The 19,133-nt window shown below is 40.7% G+C and carries 20 protein-coding genes; 13 read left to right on the top strand and 7 right to left on the bottom strand.

The window, feature by feature from the left end; translation table 11 throughout:
* The first annotated feature begins 123 nt into the window (after positions 1-123).
* Positions 124-3,666 carry a GAF domain-containing protein gene (locus H6G77_RS01060; RefSeq protein WP_190870599.1) on the top strand — a complete coding sequence of 1,181 codons (3,543 nt, stop codon included), beginning with the start codon at positions 124-126 and terminating at the stop codon, positions 3,664-3,666.
* Between the two features lie 150 nt (positions 3,667-3,816).
* Here H6G77_RS01060 and H6G77_RS01055 read toward each other — a convergent pair whose 3' ends face one another.
* Positions 3,817-4,323, bottom strand: coding sequence for a pentapeptide repeat-containing protein (locus tag H6G77_RS01055; protein ID WP_190673761.1), 507 nt, complete (start codon positions 4,321-4,323; stop codon positions 3,817-3,819).
* A 154-nt stretch (positions 4,324-4,477) separates the two neighbouring features.
* Complete coding sequence (locus H6G77_RS01050) at positions 4,478-5,989, bottom strand: LCP family protein (protein ID WP_190870598.1); 1,512 nt, start codon at positions 5,987-5,989, stop codon at positions 4,478-4,480.
* Positions 5,990-6,106: 117 nt separating this feature from the next.
* Here H6G77_RS01050 and H6G77_RS01045 point away from each other — a divergent pair, with 117 nt between their 5' ends.
* From H6G77_RS01045 to H6G77_RS01030, 4 genes are all read left to right on the top strand, one after another.
* Complete coding sequence (locus H6G77_RS01045) at positions 6,107-7,171, top strand: mannose-1-phosphate guanylyltransferase (protein ID WP_190587874.1); 1,065 nt, start codon at positions 6,107-6,109, stop codon at positions 7,169-7,171.
* An 84-nt stretch (positions 7,172-7,255) separates the two neighbouring features.
* Positions 7,256-7,540, top strand: coding sequence for a membrane protein insertion efficiency factor YidD (gene yidD / locus H6G77_RS01040; RefSeq protein ID WP_190587873.1), 285 nt, complete (start codon positions 7,256-7,258; stop codon positions 7,538-7,540).
* 31 nt (positions 7,541-7,571) lie between these two features.
* On the top strand, positions 7,572-9,218 hold the full coding sequence (locus H6G77_RS01035; RefSeq protein ID WP_190870597.1) for an AarF/ABC1/UbiB kinase family protein: 1,647 nt from the start codon (positions 7,572-7,574) through the stop codon (positions 9,216-9,218).
* Between the two features lie 173 nt (positions 9,219-9,391).
* The gene (locus tag H6G77_RS01030) at positions 9,392-10,372 is read left to right on the top strand and encodes an ATP-binding cassette domain-containing protein (protein WP_190673753.1); all 981 of its coding nucleotides are present in this window, start codon (positions 9,392-9,394) and stop codon (positions 10,370-10,372) included.
* Between the two features lie 57 nt (positions 10,373-10,429).
* Here H6G77_RS01030 and H6G77_RS01025 read toward each other — a convergent pair whose 3' ends face one another.
* Entirely contained in the window at positions 10,430-10,861 is a 432-nt protein-coding gene (locus H6G77_RS01025) for a hypothetical protein (protein ID WP_190587870.1), read from the bottom strand.
* A gap of 155 nt (positions 10,862-11,016) precedes the next feature.
* On the opposite strand from H6G77_RS01025, the gene H6G77_RS01020 reads away from it, so the two are divergent.
* From H6G77_RS01020 to H6G77_RS00995, 6 genes are all read left to right on the top strand, one after another.
* Positions 11,017-11,154: a hypothetical protein gene (locus tag H6G77_RS01020; protein WP_190587869.1), complete on the top strand. Its 138-nt coding sequence runs from the start codon at positions 11,017-11,019 to the stop codon at positions 11,152-11,154.
* A gap of 47 nt (positions 11,155-11,201) precedes the next feature.
* Entirely contained in the window at positions 11,202-11,666 is a 465-nt protein-coding gene (gene psbQ / locus H6G77_RS01015; RefSeq protein WP_190587868.1) for a photosystem II protein PsbQ, read from the top strand.
* A gap of 157 nt (positions 11,667-11,823) precedes the next feature.
* Positions 11,824-12,888, top strand: a complete 1,065-nt coding sequence (locus H6G77_RS01010; RefSeq protein ID WP_190870596.1) for an FAD-binding oxidoreductase — start codon at positions 11,824-11,826, stop codon at positions 12,886-12,888.
* Positions 12,889-12,963: 75 nt separating this feature from the next.
* Positions 12,964-13,812 carry an alpha/beta fold hydrolase gene (locus H6G77_RS01005; RefSeq protein WP_190673745.1) on the top strand — a complete coding sequence of 283 codons (849 nt, stop codon included), beginning with the start codon at positions 12,964-12,966 and terminating at the stop codon, positions 13,810-13,812.
* 191 nt (positions 13,813-14,003) lie between these two features.
* Positions 14,004-14,588: a protoporphyrinogen oxidase HemJ gene (gene hemJ, locus H6G77_RS01000; protein ID WP_062294743.1), complete on the top strand. Its 585-nt coding sequence runs from the start codon at positions 14,004-14,006 to the stop codon at positions 14,586-14,588.
* A gap of 70 nt (positions 14,589-14,658) precedes the next feature.
* Positions 14,659-15,141 (top strand): hypothetical protein, encoded by a 483-nt coding sequence (locus H6G77_RS00995; protein ID WP_190587865.1) that lies wholly within the window; start codon positions 14,659-14,661, stop codon positions 15,139-15,141.
* Positions 15,142-15,293: 152 nt separating this feature from the next.
* Here H6G77_RS00995 and H6G77_RS00990 read toward each other — a convergent pair whose 3' ends face one another.
* The 4 genes from H6G77_RS00990 to H6G77_RS00975 form a co-directional block, all read right to left on the bottom strand.
* Complete coding sequence (locus tag H6G77_RS00990; protein WP_190587864.1) at positions 15,294-17,354, bottom strand: ribonuclease catalytic domain-containing protein; 2,061 nt, start codon at positions 17,352-17,354, stop codon at positions 15,294-15,296.
* 185 nt (positions 17,355-17,539) lie between these two features.
* The gene (gene rpsR / locus H6G77_RS00985) at positions 17,540-17,755 is read right to left on the bottom strand and encodes a 30S ribosomal protein S18 (RefSeq protein ID WP_062296148.1); all 216 of its coding nucleotides are present in this window, start codon (positions 17,753-17,755) and stop codon (positions 17,540-17,542) included.
* A 2-nt stretch (positions 17,756-17,757) separates the two neighbouring features.
* Complete coding sequence (gene rpmG / locus H6G77_RS00980) at positions 17,758-17,952, bottom strand: 50S ribosomal protein L33 (protein WP_190587863.1); 195 nt, start codon at positions 17,950-17,952, stop codon at positions 17,758-17,760.
* A gap of 44 nt (positions 17,953-17,996) precedes the next feature.
* Positions 17,997-18,554, bottom strand: a complete 558-nt coding sequence (locus H6G77_RS00975; RefSeq protein ID WP_190870595.1) for an RDD family protein — start codon at positions 18,552-18,554, stop codon at positions 17,997-17,999.
* A gap of 126 nt (positions 18,555-18,680) precedes the next feature.
* On the opposite strand from H6G77_RS00975, the gene H6G77_RS00970 reads away from it, so the two are divergent.
* Positions 18,681-18,863, top strand: coding sequence for a hypothetical protein (locus H6G77_RS00970; protein ID WP_190673731.1), 183 nt, complete (start codon positions 18,681-18,683; stop codon positions 18,861-18,863).
* Between the two features lie 5 nt (positions 18,864-18,868).
* On the top strand, positions 18,869-19,120 hold the full coding sequence (locus tag H6G77_RS00965) for a hypothetical protein (RefSeq protein WP_190587860.1): 252 nt from the start codon (positions 18,869-18,871) through the stop codon (positions 19,118-19,120).
* Positions 19,121-19,133: the final 13 nt, after the last annotated feature.

Here is a 19,133-nt window from a genome sequence, read left to right as displayed (position 1 = left end):
TTATTGTTGATTATCTGTCAAAAGTGGGCAACCTAGTACTTGATGTTATATCTCATCGGTCTTCCCCATCAGGAAGTATTGAGTATTAAAGTTTTTCGACTGATAAACAACACATTTAAAAATATGGAAGCCAAATCAACACTCACAGAACCAGAAATTGTCTTGTCAAATAATCAACTACAAGAACAATTAGAACAACATAAAACGCTCGCTAGTGTCATAGTCAGAATCAGAGAATCTTTAGAATTAGAAACAATATTTAAAATTACCGTCAAAGAAGTACGTCAATTACTGCAAGCTGATCGAGTAGCCATATTTCAATTCGATCATCAAAAAAACTGGGAAGGAGAATTTGTGGCTGAAGATGTTGCTGATCAATGGGCATCAGCTTTAGCAGCAAAAGTCTACGACCATTGTTTTGGTGAACAATTTGCGGCTGATTATCAACAAGGCAAAGTACAAGCAGTAGCAGATATTTATGTAGATGAACTAAGTAGTTGCCATAGAGAAATCTTAAGTAGATTTAATGTCCGTGCTAACCTGATTGTTCCTCTATTAAGAAACCAAGAATTATGGGGATTAATTTGTATTCATCAATGTAGTCAACCTCGTCAATGGCAAAATGCTGAAATTGAATTTATTCGCCAAATTGCTGATCATCTCACCATAGCAATTCAACAAGCTAGTCATCTGCAAGAAGTTCAACTACAAGCAACAAAACTGGCACAGACAGCCCAGCGTGATCAAGTAATCGCGCAAATTGTTGATCAAATTCGTCCCTCTTTAGACATTGACAGCATCTTTAAAAGTACTACCCAAGAAATCCGCCAACTCTTAGAAGCCGATCGCGTTGCTATATTCCGCTTTAATCCTGATTGGAGTGGTGAGTTTGTTGCTGAATCATTTGTTGAAGGTTGGACACCTTTAGTTAATGTTCAACCTGTAATTAACGATACTTATTTACAACAAACCCAAGGCGGACGTTATGCTCACAACCAAACTTTTAGCGCCAACGATATTTATCAAGCAGGATTAACCAATTGTCATGTCATTTTATTAGAACAATTTCAGGCCAAAGCTTTTGCAACCGCGCCCATTATCCAAGGTGAAAAATTGTGGGGAATTATCGCTGCATATCAAAATTCTACCCCTAGACAATGGCAGCCTTATGAAATTGAATCATTGAGCAAAATTGGGACACAAATAGGTGTAGCCTTGCGCCACTATGAACTACTAGCTAAAGCTAATGCCCAAGCAGAACAACAAAAAACATTAACTAGTGTGATTACACGTATTCGTAAATCCCTAGATTTAGAAACTATCTTTCAAACTACCGTGACTGAAGTGCGGCAAATGCTACAAGCAGATCGAGTGGCTATTTTTAAATTTGATCTGCAAAAAGATTGGGAAGGAGAATTTATTTCAGAAGATGTTACCGCCGGCTGGGAATCTGTTGTTGCTGCGAAAGTTTATGACTATTGTTTTGGTGAACAGTTTGCAGTGCATTATCAACAAGGCAGAGTCCAAGCCGTAGCTGATATTTATGATGCTGGCTTAAGTCCTTGTCATACCAAAATTTTAGGAAATTTTCAAGTCCGGGCTAATTTAATCGTACCGTTATTAAAACAGGGAAAATTATGGGGTTTATTATGTGTTCATCAATGTGATAAACCGCGAAATTGGCAACCTTCAGAAATCGAATTTGTGTCTCAAATTGCTGAAAACTTAGGAGTAGCTTTACAACACAACAAACTTTTAAACGAAGCTCGCTATCAAGCTAATCAGCAAAAGACTTTAACCAGCATTATTACTCGCATTCGGGAATCTTTAGATTTAGATACAATTTTTCAAACTTCTGTCACAGAGGTCAGACAATTACTACAAGCTGACCGTGTAGGAGTTTTTCGGTTTGATCAGCAAAAAAACTGGGAAGGAGAATTTATCTATGATGACGTGAGTCATAGTTATCCTTCAGCAGTAGCAGATAAAGTTTATGATCATTGTTTTGGCGAAAACTTCGCACCCCTTTACGCTCAAGGTAGAGTCAATGCTATTACTGATATTTATCAAGGCAATTTTCCCTCTTGTTATGTAGAAATTCTGGAAAAATTTCAAGTCCGGGCGAATTTAGTCGCGCCTCTATTACAAGAAGGTACACTCTGGGGCTTATTATGTATTCACCAATGTAAAAATCCGCGTCAATGGCAACATTCAGAAATTGAGTTTGTTAGCCAAATAGCGGAACAACTAGGAGTTGCTTTAAAACAAGATTCATATTTAAAAAAAGTTCAAACTCAAGCCATCCAATTAGCTGAGGCTAACGAGCGAGAAAAATCAATGGAACGGCAAAAGTTATTAGCTGAGACTATTGATAAAATCCGCCAGTCGTTGGATGTCAAAACTATTTTTAAAACCACTACTCAAGCTGTACGCGAGTTATTAAAAGTAGAGAGGGTAGCCATATATCGCTTTAATGATGATTGGAGTGGTAAATTTGTGGCTGATTCTTTTAAAGATGGTTGGAAACCTTTAACACAAGTTAATCCACTGGTTTTAGCCACCTTTGAAGACACAGATGAAGATGATAAGTTACCACGTAATGAAACTTTTGTACCAATTCGCCAAGGCGAAAGATTATGGGGATTATTAGTTGCTTATCAAAATTCTCAACCACGTTATTGGAAAGATGAGGAAATCAATTTATTAGCACAAGTTGGCGTGCAGTTAGGTGTTGCTATTCAACAAGCAGAATTATTGGAACAAACCAAACGTCAAACTCTAGAATTAACTCAAACTTTATGTGAGCTAAAGCAGACTCAAGCAAGGTTAATTCAGGGCGAGAAAATGGCAGGATTAGGACAATTACTCGCTGGTGTCGCTCACGAAATTAATAACCCTGTTAGTTTTATTTTTGGTAATCTGATCCATTTAAATGAATATACTCAAGAGTTAATGAATGTTTTGCAGATTTACCGTCAATATAATTCTTCTTTGCCAAATATTAAAGAAAAAATAGATCAGCAGAATTTGGAATTTATTATCGAAGATTTGCCAAAAACACTAGATTCCATGAAAGTCGGCGCAGAAAGAATTAGAGAAATTGTATTGTCACTGAGGAATTTTTCTCGTACTGATGAAGCTGATTTAAGGGCTGTAAATATTCATGAGGGATTGGATAGTACTTTACTGATTTTAGGACATCGCCTCAAGGAAAATCGGGCGCGTCCTCAGATTGAGGTGGTGAAGGAATACGGCACTTTACCTTTAGTAGAATGTTATCCTGCACAACTAAATCAAGTATTTATGAATCTTCTGAGTAATGGTATTGACGCTTTAGAAGATAAATTTAAAGTTATCTGGAATCAGCATTTACAAGCTTCAACCAACTGTCCCAGAGTACCTTTAAAAATTTGGATCAGCACTCAAAAGAGCGATCGCCAAGTAATCATCAAAATCGCTGATAATGGTCTGGGAATCCCTGAAGATGTCACTTCCCATATTTTTGACCCCTTCTTTACCACCAAAGAACCCGGTAAAGGTACAGGACTAGGTTTATCTATTAGTCACCAAATCATTGTCGAAAAACATCAAGGTCAAATTAAATGTACATCGACCCCCGGAAAAGGAACCGAATTTTTCATTGAACTTCCCTGTTCTCATGATTAAATTCTTGGTCAGAATTCAGGAGTCAGAAGTCAGAATCCAGAAAATTTGCTAACTCTAGGTTTTCCTCGACAGAGATTCTCATAGTTTTAGACTCTGAGTCATCATACTCTGACCGCTTCTGACTTCTGTATTCTGAATACTGACAACTCTTTAACGACAACCCAAGCTATCGCGTGTCGCCACTCCCGTAATTTGATTTACCCCAGTCGCCCTTTCACATAACAATGAAACTTGATAGCGGTCAATTAACGCATCTGTAAAATCCGCGCCAGTAATATCAGCATCGTAAAAACGACTACGGGTTAAAGTAGCTTCTGTAAAATTGGCATTTTTTAAGTTAGCGCCATCTAACGTTACCCGGTCTACTAAAGCACCCGTTAAGTTTGCACTTTCTAAATTCGCCTTTAATAAAACTCCTTTGGTGAAAATAGCATTGGTTAAATTTGCGCCTTGGAAATTAGTCCCCCGCATTTCCGCAGCCACAAAAGTTACACCCGCTAAATCAGCATTGGAGAAGTCACGGTTTTCTAAATTGGTATTGCTGTAGTTGATGGTATTAATTTGAGCAAAAGCTGGTCTTGGACTCAGTATTAGCCACAAGCCAGCTAAAAGGAAAATGACAATTAAACTTAACAATTTTTGCCAAATCTTTTTCATAACTTTACGCACCTGTTTACTGAGTTATGAAAACTGGGTGAAGTTTGATTGTAGAAAACTTCAATATTTTCGCCCAATCTTTTTCATAGCTTGATAGTCAAGAGTCAAGCAAATATTCACAAATGCTTAATAACTCTTGACCAATAATTTTTGACTATTTCCAATCTTTCCCAATCCGAATTGTGATATCTGATTCCAAGTATCCAGCTGTTGACACTTCAATTTGACCCAAACCTAAGATTTTTTGTAACTCAATTCCTGGTTGTCGGCTACCTCTGTGGACAATAATCTGAGTTTGACGCTGGCTATCAGGCCAATCTGAGGTTGTGTAAATATTTTTAAAGCCTTTCTCTTTGAGATAGGCAATAACTTTTTCCGTAACTTGTGGTTGATTAGAAGCATTTTGAATAGCAATTTTGAGGTTAGAAACTGGACGTGTATCTGGCTTGAGTCCAGGTACATCCACCCCAACATAATTATTCAAGAGATTTGACTGTCCAGTCAGATTCAGCCAATAGCTATTGGGATCTTGACTGAAACGGCTGAAAGTACCGGGAACAGTGGTCATTTGGAAATTATCCCGCTCTACATTCACGGAGAAATTCACCAAAGCCATCATTTCTTCTATCTTTAAGTTGGTATCAAAATACTTCCGCATGATGCGGGTTAATTGGGGCAATTTCGGTACGACAGTAGGACTATTGAGGCGTTGAATCAATGCACCTAGTAGTGCTTGTTGACGCTGTACTCTCGGTAAATCCCCTAATCCATCTTCCCGGAAACGAGCGAATTGTTCTGCCTGTTCGCCGTCAAGGGTTTGCCAGCCACTGACTAGATTAATGTTCAATTGGCTGCTACTATCATGGTATTCTATTGCTTTAGGTACAAATACTTCCACCCCACCCAACTGATCCACTAATTGCCTTAAGCCACTGGTAGAAATGCGAATGTAACGGTCAATGGGCGCATTGTTTAAGGTACGGCTGACTACTCTAGCAGCCAATACTGGCCCGCCTTGGGGATTAGCATCTGATAGCTTGGTTAACCCTTTTTCGGGGATCGCAATCATCGTATCTCTGGGAATGGAAAGCACTCGAATAGATTTATCACTGGGGTTGAGCCTGACTAAAAGCATGGTGTCGCTTTTGCCAGCAAAACTTTCTGGTGAACCATCAACAGCACCGTTGACTGGCTCAATCCCCATAATCAAAATATTCATGGGGCGGGATAGCTGGTATTGGGAAATTTTGCTCCATAATTCCCCAGGTAAAGGAACTTTCTGCTCTTCTTTACCAGCGAAACCGAGTTCCTCATCGGTTTTATCTAAATTGCTCCATAAGGGAGTCCACAGCGCCAAGGTGGAAACTAAAAGACCAGAAAGAATTACCCCCATTACTACTGTCAGTATCCACAGTAGCCACCGGGGCATACTTAAGCCCAATCTGTCGTACAGTTCGTTGGGAATAGCACTGACTGACTCGACAACAGTGCGGGTGGAACTGGCTGATGCTTCTTGAGTTGCTGATTCTGTGCTGGTCTCGGTGAGGGTTTGCAGCGTTCCCTGAGTTTCAATGCGTTGAATTTGACCTGGTTTGCTTTCCAAGTCTAAATTCGGTATTTGCTGAGACTTGACTTCACTTTCAGATAATTGAACTTCTCTAATCACAATTTTCTCCCCACTCAACCACTTCCATAAAAGTTATGTTAATGCAAGCTACAAATCTTGCCAGAGTAAATGCTCACAGTAAACTTGTAGTGTTCTTGCGTAGGTGTGTATGACAACATGAATAGTTCCTTGTTCCCCGTTATCCTCGCTGGTGGCAAAGGTGAGCGTTTCTGGCCTCTGAGTCGCAAAGACCGTCCTAAACAATTTTTAAGTTTAGATGGTAGTTCCAGAAGTTTACTGCAAGCCACTGCGGATCGGTTGCTCCCATTGGGAGACGGTTGGGATTCTTTGTGGGTGATTACTTCCAGCCAGATAGCTGGAGGTGTACGCCAACAGTTACCCGAACTGCCATCGCCAAACTTACTCATTGAGGTAGAAGGAAGGGATACTGCCGCCGCCGTTGCTTGGACAAGTTTAGAAATTAAAAAACGTTATGGAGAAGACGCAATTATCGGCTTTTTTCCGGCTGACCATTGGATAGCTGACCAAAAGGCGTTTACTGACACATTAAAGGCTGCTACTCAACTAGCAACAAGCACCAAAGCGATTGTTACTTTAGGAATTAAGCCTGCTTTTCCATCAACTGGTTACGGCTACATTGAACAAGGTGAAAAGATTGGTAGCTTTAATGAGTTGCCAGCTTATCATGTCAACCGCTTTACTGAAAAGCCCAACCGTGAGTTAGCAGAAACTTTTTTATCTACGGGACGTTTTAGCTGGAATAGTGGAATGTTTGTCTTTCGGGCTGGGGTTGTTCTTGAGGAACTTTACACCCATGCTCCAGAAATCATAAAGCCTCTGGAACAATACGGCCCTGATATTTACCCTGAATTACCTAAAAAGAGTATAGACTATGCACTCATGGAAAAAACCAATTTAGCATACGTCCTCCCGGTAGATTTTGGTTGGGATGATTTAGGAGATTGGAATGCGATCGAACGTTTATTAAAAAAGGAAGAGAACCCCAATGTAGAATTAGCTACCCACTTAGGTTTAGATACGCAAGGAGCGATTGTTTATGCTACTAATCCAGAGGATGTAATTGTTACTATTGGTTTAGAGGATGTGGTCATTGTGCGCGATCGCAATGTTACCCTCATCGTTAATAAAGAACGCACCCAAGAAATTAAACAGGTTCTCAAAATCCTGCAAGATGACCCCCGCTTTACAAACCTACTGTAATTATCAAAGTTAAAACCCTTGACAGAGGCTTAAAAGCTAGTTTTCTTATTATAACTTGACTGTCTGTTGTTTTTACTGACAGTTATGCAAACTCTAAGCTTTGAGCCTCTGGCCAAGACAATGGCAATTCACTCTATCACTGCTTATCAAAGATATATTTCTCCAGTGAAAGGCTTTGCTTGTCCCCATCGGCAATTACATGGTGGAGAATCTTGTTCTACTTATATTAAAAGAATGTTAAGTGAGCAAAGCTTGATAGAAGTTGTAAAATCATCCCAAAAAAGATTTCAAGACTGTGCTTTAGCCAGTAAAACCTTAACTAAAACTAGCTCTGGCTGTATTGTAATTCCCTGTTGTCTACCCCTTTAAATTCTCTGCGTTCTTGCAGTTGTTTACCATCATGTTCCTAACTCAAACTGTTCCTCGTCAACGAGAAATTATTGAAGTGGTGCTTCGGAATGGCTGGGATTATATGCGAAGGCTACTAACTGGTGGCAAAGCTGATGAACCCCAGCTACCTACCCCAGCAGTATTGAAAAATATTTTGGTAAGTTTGGGGCCTGTTTATATCAAGCTTGGTCAGTTATTATCGACTCGTCCCGATTTACTCAGTGCTGCTTACATTGAGGAACTGTCAACACTGCAAGACGAAGTACCGCCTGTTCCCTGGTCAGAAATAGAAGTAGTCATCCGCAAACAGTTAAAACTTCCCCTAGAAGAAGTTTTTCCCAAGATTAATCCCGTACCAGTTGCGGCGGGATCAATTGCCCAAACTCATCGCGCTACACTGGCTGATGGTCGGGAAGTCGCCTTAAAAGTCCAACGTCCAGGAATTGATACGACTATTGCCCAAGATATTGCTTTAATTCAGGGGATCGCTGATTTAGTGGCTCGGACTGATTTTGGGCAAACTTATGAAATTAAATCAATTGCGGAAGAATTTACCAAGGCTTTAGAAGCAGAGTTAGACTTCACAAGAGAAGCAGGTTTTACAGATCAATTACGCCGGAATTTAGCGAAAGGTCGTTGGTTTGACCCGCAACAAATTGTCGTGGCGGAAATTCACTGGCATCTGACATCAGAGAAATTGTTAGTGATGGAGTGGTTGGATGGTGTACCTTTACTATCAGCAAAGTTGACCAGTGGTAATAATGGTAAAGATATTGCCACTCAACGTAAAGATATAACTACTTTACTATTTAGAGCATTTTTTCAGCAGTTATACCTGGATGGCTTTTTTCATGCTGATCCCCATCCCGGAAATTTATTTTATCTGCAAGATGGTCGGATAGCAATTTTAGATTGTGGGATGGTAGGCAGACTTGATCCCCGCACCCAGCAGATTTTAACAGAAATGTTGTTGGCGATCGTGGATTTAGATGCAGGAAGATGCGCTCAGTTAACTTTGCAACTATCCGATTCGGCACAGCCTGTAATTGTGGCGCGGCTGGAAAGTGATTACGATCGCATGTTGCGGAGATATCATAATGTCAGCTTGACAAACATGAATTTTAGTCAAGTGATTTATGAAATTTTGCAAGTCGCCCGCAACAATAAAATTAGATTGCCCAGCAATATGGGCTTGTATGCTAAAACTCTAGCTAATTTAGAAGGTGTGGCTAGGGCATTTAATCCTGAGATTAATTTGTTTGATGAGGTGAAGCCCTTAATTACCGATTTGTTTCGCCGGCAATTAGTCGGGGAAAATCCAGTGCGATCGCTTTTGCGTACCGCCCTTGACCTCAAAAGTTTATCATTACAATCACCCCGACAAGTTGAACTTTTACTCGACCGTGTAACATCAGAAACATTGCGTTGGAATCTATCTTTGCATGGTTTAGATGGTGTACGGCGCACAATGGATGATGCAGCTAATCGCCTCTCATTCAGTATTCTGGTAGGTTCACTGATTATGGGAGCAGCAATTATTTCCACCAAAGCCCAGACACCGCAACTATCGGTTTTAAGTAGTGTGTTATTTGCCGCCGCCAGTTTATTAGGATTGTGGTTGATTATTAGTATTTTGCGATCGGGGCGTTTGCGTTAGTTAACTTGCTTTACCTTGGCTTTACCAACCTCAAGGATAATACTGATCAATATTTAAAACCGCAGATAAACGCGGATGCACGCTGATAATTGGTCTATATATAGCAGTTGAAGCATAAGTTAGGACTATGTTTGTGGCTGAAATCGTCTCAGGAAGGTTTTAAGATAAATTTTATGCCGCATATTTTTGTTGAAAATTTAAGTAAATCTTATCCGGTGGCGATTAAAGAACCAGGTCTCGCTGGCACAATTACTCACTTTTTCCGCCGCACCTACCGTTCAATTCAAGCTGTTGAAAATGTTTCCTTTGAAATTACCCCTGGTGAAGTAGTAGGATTTTTAGGGCCGAATGGTGCTGGAAAAACTACCACACTCAAAATGCTCACTGGTTTAATTCATCCTAGTAGTGGGACAGTGAGAGTAGCTGGACATATCCCGTTTTTACGCCAAGAAGCATTTTTGCAAAAAATTACCTTGGTGATGGGACAAAAGCAGCAATTAATCTGGGACTTACCCGCAATAGATTCTTTAAAAATTAATGCTGCTGTTTACGACATTTCTGACCAAGAATTTTCTCACCGCTTAAGAGAATTAACAGAAATGCTAAACCTCCAAGGAAAGCTGACTCAACCAGTACGCAAGCTATCTTTGGGTGAACGAATGAAAGCAGAACTGTTAGCAGCACTTTTACATCGTCCGCAAGTATTGTTTCTTGATGAACCAACTTTGGGACTTGATGTGAATGCTCAGGTAGCAGTGCGAGACTTTCTGCGCGACTATAATCAGCGTTATCAAGCCACCGTATTATTAACTAGTCACTACATGGCTGATATTACCGCTTTATGTCAGCGAGTATTATTAATTCACCAAGGAAAGCTGATGTATGACGGTAGTTTAGATGGACTGTTAGAACGCTTCGCACCATACCGCGAAGTTCACGTAGAGTTAGCCCAGCCTTTATCAAGAGAAAAGCTCAAGTCTTATGGGGATGTGCAATCTGTAGACGGGCGAGCAGTATGTTTTATGGTAGAGCAACCAGCTTTGACTCGTACCGTATCTCAAATTTTGTCAGAACTAGAAGTCATCGATTTAGAAGTGAAAGAACCGCCCATAGAAGAAGTCATTGGGAAAGTATTTCAGGCGGGAGTCGTTTAGTAAGTGCTGAAAGTTATGAGTCTGAAGGTTAAAGAATGAAATTTCACACTTCATAATTCACACTTCAGACTTCTCATTAAACAGTTCTAAAATCTGCCGACAAAATTGTTTGAGTTGTTCGCCAATTTGTGCAGCAGGGAGAGACTCGCCCACAAAATTCCAGTTTTCCACTGTCGAAAGTCGCCAAGCCTCGCCACGATGATCAAATCCTGCTACTTCTATACCAATTGCCCGACGTAAGTTTGTTATCGGATCTTGATGAAACCGAATTTGAATCAAAACACTCCGACTCCGCCAGGATTTGCTGATTCCAGGAAAGTGAAAGCCAATGTCTATAGAATCTGGATCAACTAATTCTCTGGTTTCTGGGTCATTCTGCCAAGGTTTCAAATCCGATTTCGCATCGGGGAACTGGAGTTTGAATAAATTAACTACCGTAGCAATCTTGCTGGCGAGTTCAAGGTTAGTTGCCTGTTCAGCTGCGTTCACGAAAAAACACTCCTAAATAGTTGAGTCAGCTAAGGGGAATGCGACGACAGAAAACCGCCAGAAGGCTTATCTTATTAGTGTTTCAGCTTATCAAGACGTTTTAAATTTCGCAACTATAAAATTGCCTTTTCTTAACAATTGATTAAGTGTGAAGTATGAAATTATTGCTATATGAGCAATTATACTTAAATAAATTAGAAAAGTGGCTGACGTTAGATCAGTCTAAAAAAAATCTGAGAATTTTCCGCAAAATCATCTACTTGCTAGAACGAGAAATTACCTTGGCGATCTAAAATTACACTGTTAGCTGGCAAACGTTAAAAAAAGTTAAGTTCAGTTTATGGCGCGTCAACGCTCGATTTTCTCGATCATTCTGGTATTATTGGCTACATTTCTTATTAGTTGTGGTGGCCCTGGGGTCGTATCTGCACCTCCAACTTATACAGCAGATCAAATTGCTCAAATTCAGGAATATCTGCCTGAAGTTCAGACTGTGCGCGATCGCGCAGAAGAACTCCAAAACCTCATCGAAAAAAATGAGTGGATTAAGGTGGGTAACTTTATTCATGGCCCAATGGCAGAAGCTAGGCTGACCATGACTTACATCACTCCCCATCTTTTACCCAAAGACCAAACCGCAGCCCGTCAAATCACCAAAGATTTACTGAACCACTTGGTTAAAGTTGATCAAGCAGCTAGTAATGGCAATAGTTTAGTTGCCTTGAGTAACTACAAAGCTGCCTTTACAGATGTTGACAAATTCCTACAACTGTTACCAGAAGGTAGCAAACAAGCGGACTCTTAGGGATTGTTGAATGATAAGTTATGAGTTAGAAGAAAAAGGCTGAAGTTTGAAGTCTGTTCGCCCTTGGCGTTCCCCCAGGGTAGTATAAAATTAAAAAACCTTTTGACTTTTGACTTCCGCTTGCGGTTCTAACTCATAACTCCTCAATATCCCAGCAATGAGTCATGTAATTATTATCGGTTGTGGTGTCATTGGAGCCGCGATCGCCTATGAACTGAGTCAAGTAACAGGGTTGCAAATTACCGTTATTGACCAAAACCAACCCGCACAAGCTTCTACAGGTGCAGCCCTTGGGGTTTTGATGGGCGCTATTAGTCAAAAAATCAAGGGTAAAGCTTGGCGGCTAAGACAAACCAGTATTGAACGCTACGAAACCTTAATCCCCGAACTAGAAGCATTAACCGGACGTAAAATCCCCTTCAACCGTCAAGGTATTCTTCACTTGTCTTGGGAAGAGGAAAACTTTGAAAATTGGGAAAAACTAGTAAAAATTCGCGCCTCCCAAGGTTGGAATTTGGAAATTTGGGACAGGGCGAAACTCAAGAGTATATGTCCCCAAGTCAATAATGACAAAATTACTGGCGCAGTTTATTCACCTCAAGACCGTCAACTCGACCCCACAGCTTTAACCTTAGCCCTAGTAGAAGCCGCCCAAAAAAAAGGCGTAACTTGTCAATTTGGTGTGAATGTTGTCAATATCTCACCGACATCAGTTGAAACAACAGCAGGAAAAATCAATGCTGATTGGGTGATAGTGGCGGCTGGACTGGGTTCTACACTTCTAACTGACCAGTTAAACCAAAAAGTTGATATCCGCCCCGTTCTCGGACAAGCATTACAAGTACATTTAGCAAATTCCATCGGTAATCCTGAGTTTCAGCCGATGATTACCTGTAATGATGTACATATCGTCCCTGTAGGTGGTGGCGATTATTGGATAGGCGCAACGGTGGAATTTCCCACTGATGGCGATGAAATCCCGCCTAATCATGAATTATTAGAAGATGTAAGACAACAAGCGATCGCCTTTTGTCCAGAACTCGCCGCAGCAACTATCACCAGAACTTGGTCAGGATTACGCCCCCGCCCGGAAGGTCGCCCAGCACCTATCATTGAAAAATTAGCAGGATTTAACAATATCCTCCTCGCCACCGGACATTATCGTAACGGTGTGTTACTAGCCCCTGCAACAGCTTATGCGATTCGTGAGATGATTATTTGAGAATTCAGAAGTCAGGAGTCAGAATTCAGAAGAAAAACTGAATTCTGAATTCTCAGTTTTTATTAGGAAAGTAGCGTGGCTGTAACAGAAAATAAAGTAAAAATTGATTCTTTAGAGTGGTTTTATCGGGAAGCAGAACCGATTGGACAAAGTGATTTATTACCTGTGATCTTGCTGCATGGAATAGTCTCGCAAAGTTACAGTTGGCGTAATATTCTACCTGCTTTAGCTAGTCAAGGAACAAGAGCGATCGCACCAGATTGGATTGGCTATGGCTTTTCATCAATGCCAGAAAAACGCGATTTTGCCTACACTCCTGACGCATTTATTACAGCTTTAGAAAAATTTATTCAAACCATCAAACTCGAAAGATTTTCTTTAGTTGTCCAAGGTTTCTTAGGTTCTGTTGGCTTACAATATGCTGTGCGTCATCCTGAACAAATTGCCAACATTGCTATTTTAAATGCCCCCATTTCCACCGATGCTAAATTACCTTGGAAAATTAAACAAATGGGTTTACCATTAGCAGGTGAAATAATGACTCAAGACCCTTTATTAGTTGACCGTACCCTAGAAGGTGGTAGTCGTTATCGTATCGAAGATAAAGATTTAGATGTGTATCGCCGACCTTTTTTGAAAACATCTGCGGCTGGTAGAGGATTACTATCAACTATTCGTAATTTGCAACTCCCCCAAGCAACGGCGGAAATTACATCTGGCTTTCAAAAATGGGAACAGCCAATATTAATTCAATGGGGGATGATTGACCCTTGGTTATCTGTAGATATAGCACAAAAATTTAGTGATTCTGTACCCAATGCAGAATTAATAAAACTTAATAACGTTGGACATTACGCCCAAGAACATTATCACCAGACAATTTTAGAAGATTTATTGCCCTTCGTCAGACGTGTAGATAATTAGGCAGAAATAAATTTTGTCAAAATCGATATTATAAAAAGTGAAACCATAGATAAACACAGATAATTTACCTGTGTTTAATAAATAGCTCATTAGATGATTCAGCACAGTTTCTAATGCTATCGTAAGCAAATGTAGAGATTTTTCTGATAACTTACGATGTGTTATATCCACCTTAATGGAGATGATAATTCATGGCTTATTCTTGGTTCAAAGCATTTCATATTATTGGCATTGTAGTTTGGTTTGCTGGCCTATTTTATCTGGTGCGTTTGTTTATTTACCACGTTGAAGCCGAACAAGAACCAGAACCAGCACGCACGATACTGAAAAAGCAGTATCAAATTATGGAATTACGCCTTTATCGCATCATCACTACTCCGGGAATGTTGGTCACAGTAGCGATGGCGATTGGTTTAGTGAGTACCGAACCAGAAGTTTTAAAACAGGGTTGGCTACACTTCAAATTACTATTTGTCGCAATTTTATTGGCTTATCATCATTACTGCGGTCGCTTGATGAAGAAGTTAGCCAATGATGAATGTCGTTGGACTGGTCAACAGTTACGTGCTTTAAACGAAGCACCTACAGTTATGTTGGTGGTGATTGTGCTATTAGCTGTATTTAAGGACAATCTACCCACAGATATTACCGCTTGGGGAATTTTTGGTTTGATTATTTTTATGGCGGTGACTATTCAGCTATACGCCAAGAAACGCAAGCGTGATAAAGAACAATTAATGGCGCAAATCAACCAAGTTCCTCAAGAACAAAGTTAGACAAAAACGCCTGGGATATCTTACATTAAGAAATGTTAATAAATGTATTTGATATCTCAGGCGTAAATCAATGTCAGCAAAAGATTTAGGTAAACCCCGTCCGTTGTGGCGAGTAATTTTATTGTCTGTAATTACCGGGATGCTGTATTACGGCTGGTACAAATGGATTATTCAAGAAGAATTACGCCGTTATAACGGCTTTGGTTGGTCAGGAACCCTGAGTTTAGCACCGTTTGTTTTTGGAGTCGCAATTCCCCAAGCTTTACGCATCTTTGATCCTGATGTACCGGGGTGGTTTGGTTGGTTTTCACTGCTGGGTATTGTGTGGATTTATATTGTGCAGTTTAAGTTATATAAAACTGTGAATGAACTGTACCGCCAAGCAGGTTTAAAAGAACCCTTAGTAGTTTGGTGGCTATTTATCCCAGGATTAAATTTAATTGTTGGTTTACGACAAATCCATTTTTTAAGCCAATTTTGGGCAAAACAACAAGGTGTGGCTGTTCCAGATTATATTGCTGAAAATATTCCTTTCCTTTCTGCTAACGCTTAATATAAGAATCTGGTTTAATTTCCGATTTAATTTTTGGAATACACACTGCTAATCAGCATCTTTGGTGCGGTAGCAAGCAAGGATGCTGGTATCAAGTCATTTATATTTTAACGAAGACAGTTGCTACTAGCTTTATCTATAGACTGGTAGAATTAATTTGCCGCAGATTGAGCTTCTTGATATATGATTTCTTGGAATTGAATCATATCTTTTTGTGGGTCAGCAATACTCACTTTCACTAATAATTGTTCACCCAAGGTTACAGAACGTCGGAAAGCCATTGGTAACTGCAAGCCCAAATCTTCTAATAAAATTAGAGCCAAGTTACTGTCTTCACGCAACCACATTAAAACTGTGACTGACCAAACTTGCTCAGGATGACGACGGAGATATTCTAAAGCCCAATATCGATTAGTTTGTCTTTCTACCATTGTTACTTCTTGGGTGATGGTAGAAACAGTCATCATCACTTCTTTAAGTTGGTCGGCAGAAAATGGCAGCACTTCACCCCGTAAATGGGCTTTAAGTTGAAAATGGGTGAGTAAATCACTGTAGCGGCGGATGGGGGAAGTGGCTTGGGTATAAGTATCTAATCCTAAACCTGCATGACGGAGAGGTGTGATACTCATTTCACTCTTGGGCATACACCGCCGCATCGCACAAGCACGCACAAATCCGGCTGGAAGTTGAATTAATTCTTCTTCTGGGGGTAATTCTGGCTGGGGCTGACCGCGAAAAGGTAAGGGTATATTGTGAGTCTTGCCGTAACGCGCTGCTACTTCACCAGCAAGAATCATCATTTCTGCTACCAGTTGCCGTGATGAGGAATCATCTAAGATATCAATACTAATATCATCGCCTTTGACTTTAATCATCGCCTCTGGCATGTTGATACTGATGGCTCCTTGGTTGTAACGCCAAGATTTGCGTTTGATTGCCCAATTTGCGATCGCGGCAATTTCTGGTTCTGCTTGCACTCCTAATTCCAGCATCTCATCGACATCTTCATAGGTGAGGCGATAAGTCGGTTTAATCAAACTGGCGTGAATGCTGTAATCTTCTACTGCCCCATTGCTATTTAAAATAATCCCAAAACTCAGGGCGCAACAAATTCTCCCCTGTACCAAACTCATCGGCCCAGTCGCCAAGATTTCTGGGAACATAGGAACCATCCCTGTGGGCAAATAAACCGTACTTCCCCGCTTTCTGGCTTCTAAATCTAAGTCATCCTCTGGTTCTAACCAGCGCGTCGGGTCAGCAATATGTACCCACAATCTTTCTTGACCATCGCTGAGTGATTCCCAACTCAGACCATCATCTATCTCAGTGGTACTTTCATCATCAACTGTGTAAACCTTGAGATGAGTCAAATCCAGGCGATTTGCATCCAAGTCTGTTGTTGGGGAATCCAAACGCTGTTGCGCCACTTCTAACACCTTGCTAGGAAACTGAACAGGAATTGACGAACGACGCAGGAACAAGTTTTCATAGGGACTCCACCAACCCAGGTCTACTAATAATTGAAAAGCTCCTTGGGGGGTTCCAGGCCGCCCCAGCATATTCATCGTTTCTAAGACTGGCGCTGGAGGAGGATACGCCCTAGATAGCGCATCATATTTTACTCCCTCCCGCACAATATCAGCCATTAAAGCTGCGTATTTTTCTAATGCTTCTAGACGATGGCGATCGTGTCTTTGCCATTCTACTGCTTCACCTTTGAGTGCCTGTTCTACACGCACTAAAAATTCTTGCTGTCCCTTGGCTTTGAGGGTTTCTACTTCTATTTGATGTTTACGTTCGGCTACTTGGGCGGTTGTACGCGGTTCATAAGCATCGCCTTTTTGCTTGAAGTAGAGTTTGTCATCTGATAACAAGCAATGGGCTGCATAACAAGGGGCTGGTTCTGATTCCGAAAATAGCAGATTCGCCATTTGCGAGGGGGTGACTGCTTCTCCATCTTCCACCAATAATTCCCAAGCCACTTCTAAGCTAGATGGGTCTAAATATGGCTTGACTTCTTCCTGAAATTTCGGAATCTCCGAGGACTTGTAGGTTTGTCCGTTTACTGTATATGTAATTTGTCTTGGCGCGAGGCTGTGGGATTGACCACGCTCATCTACCACAAACCAACGGGTCTTACCATCTGGACGATCTACCACACCCAGACGGCGATCGCCTTGAACCCTAAATTCAACTAGCGTCCCCTTCTCCACAACTCTCGCACTCTTATAATTTTAGATTTTAGATTTCGGATTTTAGATTATATAATCTTGAATCCCAGAATTTTTATGTAGGAACCAATTTTACACTTTAATTATTCAGATTAGAGATTTTGGACTTAGAAAGACAAAGCTTTTCTTGTTAATCCAAAATCTAAAATCCCAATCTTAAAATTGATTTAGCCTTCAGCGTTGATGAACGGTAACAACGCTACAATCCGCGCCCGTTTAATTGCTAATGTTAAATCTCGCTGTTGCTGACAAGTCAGCCCAGTGATCCGCCGAGGTAGAATTTTGCCTCGTTCGGTAATAAACTTACGCAGTAAATCAACATCCTTGTAATCGATTGGCTCTCCTGGCTTAATTGGAGACAGACGACGACGATAGTAACTCATCTTTACTTGATTTCCTTGTGAACGGTATGTTTGTTGCAGTGGGTACAGAACTTGTTGAGTTCTAAGCGGTTGGTCGTATTACGACGGTTCTTCATGGTGGTATACCGGGACACACCAGGAGAACGCTTGTCTGGATTACTACGACATTCGGTACATTCTAGTGTCACGATAATGCGAGCACCTTTACTCTTAGCCATAATCTTACAAACAGTAAAGCCTGAAGAGAAATTTACACAAATGACTATCTTCGCACATTTCGTTGCAAAGTATCAACTAAACGCTTGATTTTGATATCGAGCGAGTAGCCCCGACGCGATGAAACTATAAAAGTTCTAGCGTAACGGTCATGCAAAGCTTGCCGTAACTGGGGATCGGAGAAAGCTGCACCACAGTCTATTGCCAGAGGAAGTAATAGCAGTATAGCAGTGGGATTTGCTCTCAGGTTGCCAAGGGCGATCGACACCAACAAAGCACCAAAGCCAATTATAGCTTCTCGCTTCACCAGTGCCAGCAACTCTGGAATTCTCCCTACTACTTGCCCATTTTCCACTTCTAGGATTTTCAAGTCAAAAGCCCAGCGTCCTAAACTTTGCCCTCGATTATTAAATACCAGCACTACCCGTAAAATCAGCCAACAAAAGATAAAAACTAAAATCTGGACAAATTGAATACCAAGGCTACTACTCCCAAATAGGGAACTGACTAACCAAGCACCTAAAAAATCCAAACCCAAAGCCAGACCGCGCCGCCAAATCTCAGCTTTGGGATAGTGTTTTTGCGGAATCATTTCAATAGTCATATAAAACAGGTATTTTTATTAGATATGGAAAAATAATCTATGCTTCTATTCTTAATATTAAAGTGATGGCTGGGTGATTGCTTTGCTGAAAAAGCCTGAAATCACGCCTAATAAATATAAAACAGTATGACTGAGGAAAATCAACCAGAAGAGGAAAAGTTTGACCCAGCAACGGATAATAGAGACTGGTCAGCAGCAGCCACAGAATTAGCTTGTTTTGCACTTGCTAGAAGTAAAGGAAAGCGGTTAGTTAAAATTATTAATACTGGAAATGAGCCGTTACCATTTATTTGTATTTTTGAGGATTAGCCAGAATGACATCCACAGGGACAACCGCTAATCAAATCCCCGTTAGCATCATCATTCCGATGCTAAGTGCTATTGATGACCGTGATTATCCGCTTTTTAAAGAATTGGAAAAAACTTTTGTCACTCAGTATGGTGTTGAAGTATGGCAAGATGTTTTTAATTTTCGCGTCTTACCAGCCCTTGACCAGCAATCTAATAAATGGCTACTACAATCATGGTGTAGCAAGGGAATTGTAAGTATTCAGGATATAGCTTGAATATTTTTTAGGT

The organism is Aulosira sp. FACHB-615 (assembly GCF_014698045.1).
Lineage (GTDB): Bacteria > Cyanobacteriota > Cyanobacteriia > Cyanobacteriales > Nostocaceae > Nostoc_B.
This window is presented reverse-complemented; position numbering and strand designations above follow the sequence as displayed.

Coding starts and splice junctions, on each gene's coding strand:
- yidD (WP_190587873.1), top strand. CDS start 7,256: ATGCAAACTCTAAGCTTTGAGCCTCTGGCCAAGACAATGGCAATTCAC.
- H6G77_RS00970 (WP_190673731.1), top strand. CDS start 18,681: ATGACTGAGGAAAATCAACCAGAAGAGGAAAAGTTTGACCCAGCAACG.
- H6G77_RS01030 (WP_190673753.1), top strand. CDS start 9,392: ATGCCGCATATTTTTGTTGAAAATTTAAGTAAATCTTATCCGGTGGCG.
- psbQ (WP_190587868.1), top strand. CDS start 11,202: ATGGCGCGTCAACGCTCGATTTTCTCGATCATTCTGGTATTATTGGCT.
- hemJ (WP_062294743.1), top strand. CDS start 14,004: ATGGCTTATTCTTGGTTCAAAGCATTTCATATTATTGGCATTGTAGTT.
- H6G77_RS01055 (WP_190673761.1), bottom strand. CDS start 4,323: ATGAAAAAGATTTGGCAAAAATTGTTAAGTTTAATTGTCATTTTCCTT.
- H6G77_RS01045 (WP_190587874.1), top strand. CDS start 6,107: ATGAATAGTTCCTTGTTCCCCGTTATCCTCGCTGGTGGCAAAGGTGAG.
- H6G77_RS01035 (WP_190870597.1), top strand. CDS start 7,572: ATGTTCCTAACTCAAACTGTTCCTCGTCAACGAGAAATTATTGAAGTG.
- rpmG (WP_190587863.1), bottom strand. CDS start 17,952: ATGGCTAAGAGTAAAGGTGCTCGCATTATCGTGACACTAGAATGTACC.
- H6G77_RS00975 (WP_190870595.1), bottom strand. CDS start 18,554: ATGACTATTGAAATGATTCCGCAAAAACACTATCCCAAAGCTGAGATT.
- H6G77_RS01060 (WP_190870599.1), top strand. CDS start 124: ATGGAAGCCAAATCAACACTCACAGAACCAGAAATTGTCTTGTCAAAT.
- H6G77_RS01010 (WP_190870596.1), top strand. CDS start 11,824: ATGAGTCATGTAATTATTATCGGTTGTGGTGTCATTGGAGCCGCGATC.
- H6G77_RS00965 (WP_190587860.1), top strand. CDS start 18,869: ATGACATCCACAGGGACAACCGCTAATCAAATCCCCGTTAGCATCATC.
- H6G77_RS01020 (WP_190587869.1), top strand. CDS start 11,017: ATGAAATTATTGCTATATGAGCAATTATACTTAAATAAATTAGAAAAG.
- rpsR (WP_062296148.1), bottom strand. CDS start 17,755: ATGAGTTACTATCGTCGTCGTCTGTCTCCAATTAAGCCAGGAGAGCCA.
- H6G77_RS00995 (WP_190587865.1), top strand. CDS start 14,659: ATGTCAGCAAAAGATTTAGGTAAACCCCGTCCGTTGTGGCGAGTAATT.